Raw genomic sequence first — 11918 nt, 5'->3', positions numbered from 1 at the left:
CTTGTTGGCGCCTTGGCTGTATCTCTTTTGTCGCCCGTCTCTTTCAAGGACTTCCCTTGAGTTGGGGACGCCACCGTACTTCTCCCTATCCTGGGGCTTCTTTGGCTTTCGATACCTCCTAAGTAAAAGTCATAGCCTTATTAGCTCTCCCCCTCTCCCCCTCCCGGCATCGATCGCGCTAAACTGGACTCTTGCTTACGGTTTAGATCGATACGATGACCTCGAAGGAAAACGACACCGCCAAAACCTCAAAATGGGGGCAGTTTTGGCGAGACCATGGCGAAAATATTCGGATTTTGGGAATCGCGTTAGTGTTGGCGTTGCTGCTACGCACGTTTGTCGCCGAACCCCGGTATATTCCCTCAGATTCGATGTTACCGACCTTAGAACAGGGCGATCGCCTGATCGTCGAAAAGCTGTCCTACTATTTCAATCCCCCGCAACCGGGCGATATTCTGGTGTTCAGTCCGCCGCCCCAACTACAGCGTCAGGGGTTTCGTCCCGACCAAGCGTTTATTAAGCGAGTCATCGCGCGATCGGGGGCGACGGTTCGAGTCTCTCAGGGAACGGTGTATATCGATGGACTCCCCTTACAGGAAGACTACATCGCTGAAGTCCCGAAATACGATTGGGGACCGGCGACAGTTCCTCCAGACAGTTTGTTCGTGATGGGGGACAATCGCAACAACAGTAACGATTCCCACGTTTGGGGCTTTTTACCGCAGGAAAACGCGATCGGTCGTGCCTGGTTCCGGTTTTGGCCGGTCTCTCGTTTGGGAAGTGTTGTATTGTTCGATCGCCCCTTCGAGAATGCGATCGCCCTGGACAAATCCCCCGAACGGTAGACGCTGACAGCCCTATCGCCGCGTTAGTCTTTCAGTAAGCCGTAAGCTGGAGGACTGTCTATGAGCGCCCCCAATACTCCCCAAACCCCCGATCCAACGACGCCTCCCGTGCGAAAAGTCGAAGACGCCGTGAGCGATACGAAACCGATGGTCGATCGCCAAGGGGTCGATAATATGGCCGCAGAAGTGGGCGCGGAACTCGAACCGGAAGAACCGCTACATCTCAAGGACAAACTCGAAAAACGCGACGAGGAACGCTGGCAACTCGATGCAGATTCGGCGCAACTCGGCGGGAGCGACCCCCATGCAGACACCGAACCTGTTTATCGACGAGACGACCTCGACGAACTCCCCGAGTCCGCCTCCCCCGAGAATGCCAACCCCAAACGATAAGTCGCAAAGGTTAGATTTATTAGATTTTCGAGTTGGACTGTAACCGTTTGCGAACTTGACCGACGACCCCTGTTAGGATTGCACCCCCCATTAACAAACCGATAGCGGGAGTAAACAGGGGTTCCCAAAGTCCGTACCACAAATCTAACCCGAGGTCGATTCCCGAGGCGCGACCGGCGACCGCAACGGCCAGCCACGCCAAGCTAAACAACACGAAAAAGAAATCGACCACTAATATCCAATTAAGCCACTGAATCACTTTATCCATGCGATCGCTCCATAAATTTAAGATGAGGAGACGAGAGAACAGTCACCAGCCTTTTACAGCGAGCAGTGAACAGTCAACCGTCAACAGTGGTAGGGTGCGTGACTTGAAAAATCGGGTGTGAATCGTTAGACCGATCGATCGTCACGCACCGACTCAGAATTTCTCCCCATCCCATCATCCCATCATCCCATCATCTCCCCGGCTCAATACCGAACCCGAGGGTCGATCCAAGCATTGAGAATATCAATACAAATACTAACGCCAACGACGATCGCTGCAAAAAAGACGACAACTCCTTGAACGGTAGGATAGTCTCGAGCCGAAATCGCTTCGTACAGGCGACTGGCTAACCCCGGCCAAGAAAACGTCACTTCCGTTAAAATCGCGCCCCCCAACAGCGCAGCGAAGGTCAACCCGAACACCGAAATCGTCGGAATGAGAGCGTTTTTCAAAGCGTGAGCCACTAAAACGCGCCCTTCTGGAATTCCCCGCGCCCTCGCCGCTTCGACGTAATCGCTTTTGAGGGTTTGCTTGAGATTGACCCGCACGACTCGCTCGAAAATACCGCTGAGTAAAATGCCCAACGTCAAGCAAGGAAGCGCCAAATAATGCAAAGCGGCGAAAAACTGTTGCGGCGAACCCGCCAAGAGGCTATCGACTAAATACAATCCCGTCACCCCTGCGGGAGCGGGAACGCCCAAGGGAAATCGGGTGCCGAGGGGAAACCAACCCAACTGTACGGCGAAAACCAGTTGCAACAACATCCCCATCCAAAACATGGGAACTGAGTACGTGAGAATCCCGAACAGTCGTCCGCCAACGTCCCAAGGCGTATTGGGGCGCGACGCCGACAGCATCCCCACGCCTACCCCCACCACCGCAGCCACGAGCATGCTCCCCACAGCCAGTTCGATGGTGGCAGGGAAGAAATTCCCGATAATTTCCCAGACCGTTTGACCGCGACTCGTGGCCGATTCGCCGAGGTCGAATTGCAACAGTTGGAGGAGATAGCGACCGTACTGTTGGGGAAGAGACCCCGCTAAGCCCAATTGTTCGCGTAATTCGTCTTTAAACGCTTCTGGGGCGCGAGGTCCGAGAATGGCATCGACGGGATCGCCGGGAGTCGCACGTAAGAGCAGGAAGACCACTGTGGCGATCGTCCACAACATTAATGGGGCTAAGAGTAACCGAACGAGAACGTAACTTTGTAGGGCGCGGGAACGAGACATAGGAATCGTGAAGGTTCGAACGCGGGAGATTTTTAACGGGAAAGATTCGTCCGTATTTTCGCGGAAGCTGGTAAATTTTACTAGACCCCTCCAGCGATCGCAGGGATCGAAAGTGTTTGTTATCCTACAATAGAACGTTACAAAAAATAGTAAGAAACACTTAGCGAAACTAACAGTTTTTTGAAGGTAAAAGCGGGAGATCGGCAAACGGGGTCTGTTAAAGTCTCAGGTCAATGATAGGGCGAATGTGCGTCAAACGATCGAGCGGTGCGGTCGGTGTCATATGTTCTAGGACGAGCGATGTTTCGTGCCTTCCTCGCTATCCATTTTTCCTAACTGTTCGATAGCCTCCACAGTTCCTATGACTGATAGTTCCCTCGAATCCCAACATCCGAATATCGGAGCGATGGCTAGTCCGATCGAACCCGATCGCCTGCTCGAACGTATGACAGAAGCCGTCTGGTCGATGGACGTTACCAGTCAAACGGTATTAAGCCTCAATCGAGCGGGCGAGCGACTCTACGGACGATCGCTCGAGCAGTTCCAACAGGATCCGACTCTTTGGTTCGACGCCGTCCATCCCGACGATCGCGATCGCGTCGTGGAACGGTGGCTCGATCGCCGAGAATCCGAAGCCGTTGTCGAATACCGCCTCGTCCGTCCCGACGGTGAAGAACGGCGCGTTCGCAGTCAACTGTGGAAGGTCAGCGATCGCAACGGCTTGCGCCTCGAGAGTCTGACCACAGACCTCACGGAATATCGCCAAACGCAACAACAAAAACTGCAATTCGAGAAACTGGCAGCCAACCTTCCCGGTATTATCTATAAATACGTTCTCCACCCCAACGGCTCTCACGAATTTTCCTACATCAGTCCCGGCGCACGACACCTCTACGAAGTCGAACCCCTCGAGATCCAACAGGACGCCGATGCCATTTGGCGTCTGATTTACACCGAAGATGTCTCGGAATTTCAAGCTTCGATCGCGCGATCGGCACAAACTCTGACCACCTGGACGCACGAATGGCGCAACTATACCGCCTCGGGACAACTCAAATGGATTTCGGGCATCGCCCAACCCGAACGCCAAGAGAACGGCGATATCGTCTGGGACGGCATTTTACTCGACGTGACCGAACGCAAGCAGGCCGAAGCCGAACGCGATCGCTTCTTTACCTCCACCCTCGATCTCATCTGTATCATCAGCTTCGACGGCTACTTCAAACGCCTCAATCCCACTTGGGAAAAAACCCTAGGCTATTCTCTGAGCGAATTACAGTCGATTCCGTACATTCACTTCGTCCATCCCGACGATCGCGATCGCACCCGCATCGAAGCCGAACGCGTCGCGCAAGGTCGCGATGTCGTCTGGTTTGAAAACCGCTGTCTGACTAAAGACGGCGACTGTCGTTGGCTGGCGTGGACGACGACCTCCTTTCCCGACGACAAAACCTTTTACGCGATCGCCCGCGACATTACCGAACGCAAACTCGAAGAACTCGAACGGGAACGCCTCGCCGTCATCGTCGATACCACCACCGATTACATCGGAACCGCCGACCTCAATGGCAATGTTTTGTATTTAAACCGAGGCGGACGCCAACTGATGGGGTTGACTGCCGAAGAAGAAATCGAGCACTATCACGTTCGTCAGTTCCACCCCCCCGAGGCGGCCGAACGGCTGCTGTCCGAAGCGATTCCCACCGCCCTCGAACGGGGAATTTGGCAAGGCGAAACGACCGTTATCGGCAGCGACGGGACAGAAATTCCTGTTTCCCAAGTCGTTATCGCTCACGGCGTCGCAGACAGCTCGCAATGCTATCTTTCCTCGATTATGCGGGATATGTCTGCCGAAAAAGCATCCGAGAAACGCCTGCGCCAGCAAGAACAGTTTTTACGCACGATTTACGACAACGTCGGCAGTCTCGTGTTCGTCCTCGATCTCGGTGAGGACGGACAGTTTCGCTATGTCGGATGGAATGCCATGACCGAGAGGAATTCGGGGATCGAGTCCGCCAAAGCCAGCGGAAAAACTCCCCTCGAAGTGTTCGGCGAAGACGTCGGCAGCCAAATGAACCAGCATTATCTCGATTGCGTCGCGCGCGGCGCTCCCGTGACCTATGAAGAATGCATCCCGCTCGATGGGGGCGAGGTCTGGTTTCAAACGACGCTCACTCCCTTGTTCGACGGACGGGGAACGATCGAACGCATCATCGGAACGGCTAGCGACATCACCGATCGCAAAAACGCCGAACTCGCACTGCAAGCCTCAGAAACCAAATATAGAATACTAGCACAGCAAGAGCAAATTGTCAACCAGCTAGCCCGCCAAATTCGTCTATCGCTCGATTTGGACGCGATTTTAGAGACGACGGTGCGGGAGGTGCGATCGCTGTTGGGGGTCGATCGCTGTTATTTCTTGTGGTATCACGAAGACGTTGAAAATGCGTTTGGCGAGCCGTTTTTCGAGCTAGTCGCCGAGGACAAAAACGTTTTGCTCCCCAGTCGCATCGCCTGCTATCCGCGCCACACGGTCGAACCCCTAGCGGCGATCGTCACGCAACGCCAACCGTTTCGGATCGACGACGTCGCTCGCTTGGACGACGGCGAGATTAAAACGCTCTTGGAGGAGTTCGGTTATCGATCGCTCTTGTTGTTGCCCGTGCAAACCGAACGGGGCGATTTGGGCGTGTTAGCCTGCTCCTACGAGACAGACAGTCAACCCTGGGACGAAGTCGCGATCGAACTGCTCGAAGCTGTCTGCGATCGCCTGGCGATCGCCATTCAACAAGGATGTTTGTACCAACAGTCTCGGGAAGCCGAACGTCAGGCGACGGCAAAAAGTCGGGAACTCGAGCAAACGTTGCGACAACTGCAAACCGCCCAGGCGCAACTGGTACAAGCTGAAAAAATGTCCTCGCTGGGTCAGTTGGTGGCCGGAGTCGCTCACGAAATCAACAATCCGATCTCGTTCGTGTTCGGCAATTTAGTCCACGCTCGCGAGTACCTCAACGATTTGCTCGCCCTCATCGAGCTGTTTCGCCAAACCTACGACTCCACGCCAGCGATCGAAGCCGAACTCGAGGCGATCGAGTTCGATTATCTCGTCGACGATCTCCCGAAACTTTTCGAGTCCATGCAAGCGGGAGCGGTGCGAATTCGAGAAATCGTGCGATCGCTGCGAACGTTCGCACGTCTCGACGAATCTGAAGAAAAAGACATCGACGTCCGCGAAAGCTTCGACAGTACCCTCACGATTCTCGCGAGTCGCCTGCGCGAAACCCCCACGCACTCCGCTGTAGAAGTGGTCAAACGCTACGGCGACTTACCCCACGTTTACTGTTTCGCCGGACAACTCAACCAGGTGTTGATGAATCTCTTCGTCAACGCGATCGACGCGTTAGAGAGCCGCCGCACTACCGAAGGAGGAGCGACGATTACGATCGCCACAGAAGTCGTCGAGGGCGATCGCGTGCGCTTGAGCGTCTCTGACAACGGTGTCGGTATGACTCCTGAGATTTGCGATCGCATTTTCGATCCGTTTTTTACCACCAAACCCGTGGGGAAAGGAACCGGGCTGGGACTCTCAATTAGCTATCAAATCGTGGTCGATCGCCACGGGGGGGCGTTAACCTGTCAGTCACGTCGGGGCGAAGGGACGACGTTTGTTGTGGAAATTCCGGTCTCGAAAAGCAAAAACTCCTCCCTGTGAGTTCGTCAGGGAGGAGATAGAAATGGGATCGAGACGAAAATCTATCCTGACCCCAAGATAGCAGGGGAATTCGGGCGATTTTCTCTATCTGGGGACAGAGATTGTCCGCGAGCGAGATCGACGAACTCGACGTCTCTAAACCGTTGCGAGTCGATTAAGCTGAAAGATCGACTTTGTTTGTCGAGGGAGAAAAACCCCGATCGCTCCGGCGCAGTGGGGGTTTCAAATTAGTCAAAAACGCGAAACCCAGATCCAAACGGTCTGGGCGGAGAAGCCCGCGCCGTACCGCCTAAGCGGTCGGCGTCGGGAGTACGTCACGGTTTCACGCAGTGAACGCTCCGACGATTCACTGCTAAGCAGTAGAATCGCGGCTTCCTTGTCCGGCACTCTCCCCTACGGAGCAGCTACAGTTGTCCAAGATAGGCGGCGCTCTCGCCTACGGTCAGGAACTTTGGCCTTGACTGCACTCCGAGTCGTTTCCGCTCGTGAGTTTAAGTGATTATCGACAATGCCATACCAACTTTTGACCGGCTCCCTACTTTTAACAATCGGGCGATACCGGACTTACAGGTTTAGCTGTACCTTACCGAGCAGGTCTTGTATCTACCCGGTACTCCAGAGTTCTTATTCTGGCGGGTAATAGTGCCGTACTCAGCTAATTCAATAATAGTACACTGTTGCCCGCCGCTAACTAACGATTCACCTGACGGTAGAATCGTAGGATGCGCGGCGGTTCTGCTCAAACTCACCTACACCTCGAGGACTTCCTCGAGCATTAATTTCGAGTGTTTGAGTTGTTCGGGAATTTGAATCGGGTAATCTCCCGTGAAACAGGCCGAACAGAAGCGATCGCGTCCCTGTCCCGTAGCATCGAGCATCCCTTCCCAACTCAAATACGCCAGAGAATCCACGCCGATTTGCTCGCGAATTTCTGCGACGGATTTCGTTGCCGCAATCAGTTGTTTCTGATCGTCCGTGTCGATGCCGTAGAAACAGGGATGCGTCACCGGCGGCGACGACACGCGCATATGAACCTCCGTCGCACCGGCTTCGCGCAACGCCTTGACTAGCTTACGGCTCGTAGTACCCCGCACGATCGAATCGTCCACGATCGCAATCCGTCGACCCTCCAATACATCCTTGAGCGGATTCAACTTCATACGAATTCCCGACTCCCGCATATGCTGCGTCGGCTGAATGAACGTGCGTCCCACATAGCGGTTCTTGATCAACCCTTCAGCATAAGGAATACCCGAAACCCGCGAAAAACCGATCGCCGCTGGAATTCCCGAATCGGGAACGCCGATGACCATATCCACGTCTGCCGGAGACTCTTTCGCCAAAATCTCGCCGATGCGAATCCGATAGCTGTAGAGACTTTCGCCGTTCGTCATACTGTCGGGACGGGCGAAGTAAATATTCTCGAACACGCATAGCTTCGGCGTGGACTCGTCGGCCCACATCCGCGAGGAAATGCCGTTTTGGTTGGCGAACACCATCTCGCCCGGTTGCACCTCTCGCACGTAACGCGCACCGATGATGTCTAACCCGCAGGTTTCCGAGGCAAAGACGTAATCGTTAAGTTCGGTGTCCAGTTTGCCAATGACGAGAGGACGTACGCCGTGGGGATCGCGGGCTGCGAAAATGCCGATCGGCGTGCCGAGGGTCAAGCTAAACGCTCCGCGACAGAGTTTTAACGCGCTGGCAATGGCATCGTGCCAGTCTTTCCCGCGATCGACCTCTGTGGCGACGGCCAAGGCGATCGCTTCTGAGTCGCTGCTCGTCTCGAAGTCGCAATTGCGGCGATCGAGTTCTTCTCGCAACTCTCGGATGTTGACAAGGTTGCCGTTATGTGCTAAAGCGAGCGTTCCTAGCCGAGTTTCCACTAACGCCGGTTGAGCGTTTCTCACGTGGCTCGATCCGGTGGTTGAATAACGGTTGTGGCCGATAGCCATTTGTCCGGGCAGTCGGCTGAGAATTTCCTCGTTGAAGACGCGAGAAACCAGTCCCATGTCTTTATAACAATGCACCCGATCTCCCTGAAACGTCGCAATTCCAGCAGATTCTTGACCCCGATGTTGCAAAGCGTACAAGCCAAAATACGTCAGTTTGGCTACGTCTTCGTTCGGAGCGTAGACGCCGAAAACGCCACAGGCTTCTTCGGGTTTGTCCGGTCGGGTTTCGTCGCGGGAGAGGGAAGGGGTGGGAATCATTTTGATGAGAACCGTTCCTAATGAGGGAGCGTATGGTGGAAAAACTGAGAGCGATCCACTTACACTGTATCGTTTTGTTACGTAAGATGCCAAAGTTACCGCTTACGCAAGCTTAATATTTCCTTAATTGAATCGCAATCTCGCGATAAAAGATCGGAAATCCACATTTCTACAAATTCGCAGCACGCTCGATCGCTCGATCGCATCAACGATTGTTGCAAGGTGACATTATCGGCCGGGGGCAATGCCACAATGAAGCTACGCGATCGAAACACTCGACGGTCTCTTCCGGCAAAGTTTTCTAAAACAGAGTTCATGACGGAGTTGCGACAGAATCTCATTACCCGCGATTGGGTTGTCATCGCCACCGAGCGATCGAAACGGCCGAACCAATTCAGTAAAGACCGAACCGACACTGCTCCTCTCCCAAGCTACCGAGCCGACTGTCCGTTTTGCGAGGGTAACGAACACCTCACAGGCGTCGAACGGGCTAGACTCTGTGACGATCGCGGTTGGCGAGTGCGATCGGTTGTGAACAAATATCCCGCCTTTACTCCCGAAGGCGAACTTCCCGAACGTCGAGAACACAGTATGTTTCGATCGATGTCCGGCGTTGGCTTCCACGAAGTCATTATCGAACACCCCCGCCACGACGTTACCCTCGCCAAACTTCCCATTCACGACGTTGCCAACGTCTTACAAATGTATCGCCAGCGATACGCGGACATGAGACACGATCCTCGCATCTCCGCCATCATTATCTTCAAAAACCACGGTAAAACTGCCGGAACGTCCCTCGAACATCCCCACTCCCAAATCGCCGCTACCCCCATCGTTCCCTATCAACTGCGGCTGCGAACCCAAGAAGCCATCCGCCATTTCGACGATCGCGGCGAATGTCTGTTTTGTCGCACGCTTTACGAAGAACTCGAAAGCCAAGAGCGGATTGTTTGGGAAAGTCAGCATTTCGTCGCCTTCGTTCCCTATGCTGCCTTATCACCGTTTCACCTATGGATTTTTCCCCGGCGTCACACCTCCTCCTTTGAAAACATCACCGACGAAGAAATCGTCGATCTCGCTGGAACGCTGAAAACGGTACTCTCCAAGCTCTATCTCGGCTTGAACGATCCCGATTACAACTACACGATTCGATCGATTCCCACAGACGAACACAAAACGGGATATTTCCACTGGTATCTGGCGATCGTGCCTCGCGTTTCCCTCACGGCTGGCTTTGAAATGGGTAGTGGAATGTTTATCAATACTGCCTTACCCGAAGAAAGTGCCGCGTTTCTGCGAGCGATCGAGGTCGCTTCGTCAGAGGGATGAGGTGAAGACAGTCACCAGTCACCAGTCACCAGTCACCAGTGATGAGATGAGGTGAGGTGAGGAGATGAGGAGGTGAACGAACTGTTCGCGGCTTCGCGGCTCACTGAAGAAGCTCCCCATCTCTACCTCTCCTCTGATAGGCTTTAAGTTGTGTAAATTGTGTAACTCGATGCTATTTAGAGGAGGTTTCCTTGGAACGGACATTTGTGATGATTAAGCCGGACGGCGTCCAACGCGGACTCGTCGGCGAAGTGATTCGTCGCTTTGAAGCCAAGGGCTTTACGCTAACGGGTTTGAAGCTGATGTCGGTTAGCCAAGAACTCGCCGAACAGCATTACGACGTACATAAAGAAAAGCCGTTCTTCAAGGGACTGGTGGACTTCATCACTTCGTCTCCTGTCGTCGCGATGGTTTGGGAAGGGGATGGCGTCGTGGTCGGGGCCCGTAAGGTCATTGGTGCGACCAACCCTTTGACAGCCGAACCCGGTACGATTCGCGGCGACTTCGGACTCAATATCGGTCGCAATCTGATTCACGGTTCTGATGCAGTGGAAACGGCAAGCCGCGAAATTTCTCTGTGGTTCTCGGAAAAGGAACTTGTAACTTGGAAGCCGACGATGATGCCCTGGCTTCACGAGTAACGGGTAGTTCCAACTTCAGTTGAGTTGAGGAGATGACCGGACGAGCGGACGATGCAAAATCTCCTCATCTCCCCATCTCCTCATCTTCGAGAGAAATGTCGGGATTTCGTTTTGAAAATCCCCAGACGAAAATTATAGCGATCGTCGAAACGAGCATCCATTGAGGGGGAACGATATCGGTATCGATCGCCCTGACGAGGAGTCGCAAGCCGACTAGACCGACCGTGAGATAACCGGCATCTTCGAGGTGGGCGTATTCTTTGAGCCAGCGAATAAACAACCCTGCCATAAATCGTAAGGTAATCACGCCGATCGTTCCCCCCATGATGACGAGCCACAGGCGATCGGAAACGGCGATCGCGGTCGTGACGCTATCGAGAGAAAATGCTAGATCGGTCAGAGCGATGAAGGGAATGGCTTGCCAGAGCGAAGAGAATTGCGGTCCTTGGTGTCCGTCGTCTTCAGCTTCACCGGACGAAAAATAGCTGAAAACGAGCCAGAGCAGGTAAAGGGCCCCGGCCACTTCAAACTGCCAAAACTGAATCACCCACGTGGCCGCGAAGATCAGAGAAATTCTCAGAATATAAGCCACGAGCAAGCCGACGTTGAGAGCTTGACGTTGAAGTTTTAAATCCTCGAGTCCGCTGGCGATCGAGGCTAAGGCAATGGCATTATCAGCCGATAAAACTGCTTCGAGCGCGATTAAAACGACTAAAATTAAAATCGCCTCGATTTCAAGATTGGGGGAAATGTCGATAAGTCGATCTAGCATTAACAGTTAGGACCAGAACACCGCAAACAAACGACTGTAGGCTCGCGTTCGGACGACCGAACCTCGAAACAGACTTCTTCAAATAACCATAGCGTTTTACTGGTCATCTTGGGAGGAGGCGGTACGGTGAGGAGGGTAGAGTGAAGCCTCAAGCGTGAAGGTACTCCCGCAATACTCGAATCTCCGTCGAGTGACTCGGGGATCGCTCTCGAGACTCAACACGGCTTCGGTCTTCCTGCTAGTCAAAACGTTGCGCCCTCAGTTGTTGGAGTCACTCTCACGCTATGTTGAGTTTTTTCGCTTTTTTGTGAAATATTATTACATTTAGCGTCAAAATGGGGAACTTTGACCGAGAGTAGTGAACGACTGACTCGATCGCAAAGGAGTTTAAGATTATGCCTTTATCTGACGCTCAAGTGTTAACGGCACTGGTTATCGCTCTTATTCCGGGAATTCTGGCGTTCCGTCTCTCTACGGAGCTGTATAAGTAAGTCTGCCAGTCGTCTGTTAAGGTGG

At 53.5% G+C, this 11918-nt stretch carries 10 protein-coding genes; 6 read left to right on the top strand and 4 right to left on the bottom strand.

Annotated features, from left to right (window positions below; genetic code table 11):
- Nucleotides 1-215: 215 nt before the first annotated feature.
- Nucleotides 216-845, top strand: a complete 630-nt coding sequence (lepB, locus tag POG22_RS19515; RefSeq protein ID WP_063717141.1) for a signal peptidase I — start codon at nucleotides 216-218, stop codon at nucleotides 843-845.
- A 60-nt stretch (nucleotides 846-905) separates the two neighbouring features.
- Nucleotides 906-1238 (top strand): DUF6335 family protein, encoded by a 333-nt coding sequence (locus tag POG22_RS19510; protein WP_150128494.1) that lies wholly within the window; start codon nucleotides 906-908, stop codon nucleotides 1236-1238.
- A gap of 19 nt (nucleotides 1239-1257) precedes the next feature.
- Here POG22_RS19510 and POG22_RS19505 read toward each other — a convergent pair whose 3' ends face one another.
- Together POG22_RS19505 and POG22_RS19500 are read right to left on the bottom strand one after the other, a co-directional pair.
- Nucleotides 1258-1506, bottom strand: a complete 249-nt coding sequence (locus POG22_RS19505) for a DUF8620 family protein (RefSeq protein WP_017661243.1) — start codon at nucleotides 1504-1506, stop codon at nucleotides 1258-1260.
- A 203-nt stretch (nucleotides 1507-1709) separates the two neighbouring features.
- A complete protein-coding gene (locus POG22_RS19500; protein ID WP_063717139.1) occupies nucleotides 1710-2735 on the bottom strand; it encodes an ABC transporter permease in 1026 nt (341 codons plus the stop codon).
- Nucleotides 2736-3096: 361 nt separating this feature from the next.
- On the opposite strand from POG22_RS19500, the gene POG22_RS19495 reads away from it, so the two are divergent.
- Nucleotides 3097-6447, top strand: a complete 3351-nt coding sequence (locus POG22_RS19495) for a PAS domain-containing sensor histidine kinase (RefSeq protein ID WP_498906867.1) — start codon at nucleotides 3097-3099, stop codon at nucleotides 6445-6447.
- A gap of 749 nt (nucleotides 6448-7196) precedes the next feature.
- Here the strand turns inward: POG22_RS19495 and purF are convergent.
- Nucleotides 7197-8660 carry an amidophosphoribosyltransferase gene (gene purF, locus POG22_RS19490; RefSeq protein WP_017661246.1) on the bottom strand — a complete coding sequence of 488 codons (1464 nt, stop codon included), beginning with the start codon at nucleotides 8658-8660 and terminating at the stop codon, nucleotides 7197-7199.
- A 315-nt stretch (nucleotides 8661-8975) separates the two neighbouring features.
- On the opposite strand from purF, the gene galT reads away from it, so the two are divergent.
- Both galT and ndk read left to right on the top strand, forming a co-directional pair.
- The gene (gene galT, locus POG22_RS19485; protein ID WP_063717142.1) at nucleotides 8976-9989 is read left to right on the top strand and encodes a galactose-1-phosphate uridylyltransferase; all 1014 of its coding nucleotides are present in this window, start codon (nucleotides 8976-8978) and stop codon (nucleotides 9987-9989) included.
- Nucleotides 9990-10180: 191 nt separating this feature from the next.
- Nucleotides 10181-10630 (top strand): nucleoside-diphosphate kinase, encoded by a 450-nt coding sequence (ndk, locus tag POG22_RS19480; protein ID WP_498906866.1) that lies wholly within the window; start codon nucleotides 10181-10183, stop codon nucleotides 10628-10630.
- 64 nt (nucleotides 10631-10694) lie between these two features.
- Here ndk and POG22_RS19475 read toward each other — a convergent pair whose 3' ends face one another.
- The gene (locus POG22_RS19475) at nucleotides 10695-11402 is read right to left on the bottom strand and encodes a TerC family protein (RefSeq protein ID WP_063717136.1); all 708 of its coding nucleotides are present in this window, start codon (nucleotides 11400-11402) and stop codon (nucleotides 10695-10697) included.
- Between the two features lie 395 nt (nucleotides 11403-11797).
- On the opposite strand from POG22_RS19475, the gene psaM reads away from it, so the two are divergent.
- Nucleotides 11798-11893 (top strand): photosystem I reaction center subunit XII, encoded by a 96-nt coding sequence (gene psaM / locus POG22_RS19470; RefSeq protein ID WP_017661250.1) that lies wholly within the window; start codon nucleotides 11798-11800, stop codon nucleotides 11891-11893.
- The last annotated feature ends 25 nt before the right edge of the window (nucleotides 11894-11918 follow it).

This window comes from Geitlerinema sp. CS-897 (genome assembly GCF_028368005.1).
Classification (GTDB): Bacteria; Cyanobacteriota; Cyanobacteriia; order Cyanobacteriales; family Geitlerinemataceae; genus Baaleninema; species Baaleninema simplex.
Note: the sequence above shows the minus strand (reverse complement) of the source record. Positions and strands in the feature narration are given on the sequence as shown.

What these genes read in the sequence shown, in the direction of transcription:
- lepB (WP_063717141.1), top strand. Translation starts at nt 216, where the DNA reads ATGACCTCGAAGGAAAACGACACCGCCAAAACCTCAAAATGGGGGCAG.
- POG22_RS19510 (WP_150128494.1), top strand. Translation starts at nt 906, where the DNA reads ATGAGCGCCCCCAATACTCCCCAAACCCCCGATCCAACGACGCCTCCC.
- POG22_RS19505 (WP_017661243.1), bottom strand. Translation starts at nt 1,506, where the DNA reads ATGGATAAAGTGATTCAGTGGCTTAATTGGATATTAGTGGTCGATTTC.
- POG22_RS19500 (WP_063717139.1), bottom strand. Translation starts at nt 2,735, where the DNA reads ATGTCTCGTTCCCGCGCCCTACAAAGTTACGTTCTCGTTCGGTTACTC.
- POG22_RS19495 (WP_498906867.1), top strand. Translation starts at nt 3,097, where the DNA reads ATGACTGATAGTTCCCTCGAATCCCAACATCCGAATATCGGAGCGATG.
- purF (WP_017661246.1), bottom strand. Translation starts at nt 8,660, where the DNA reads ATGATTCCCACCCCTTCCCTCTCCCGCGACGAAACCCGACCGGACAAA.
- galT (WP_063717142.1), top strand. Translation starts at nt 8,976, where the DNA reads ATGACGGAGTTGCGACAGAATCTCATTACCCGCGATTGGGTTGTCATC.
- POG22_RS19475 (WP_063717136.1), bottom strand. Translation starts at nt 11,402, where the DNA reads ATGCTAGATCGACTTATCGACATTTCCCCCAATCTTGAAATCGAGGCG.
- psaM (WP_017661250.1), top strand. Translation starts at nt 11,798, where the DNA reads ATGCCTTTATCTGACGCTCAAGTGTTAACGGCACTGGTTATCGCTCTT.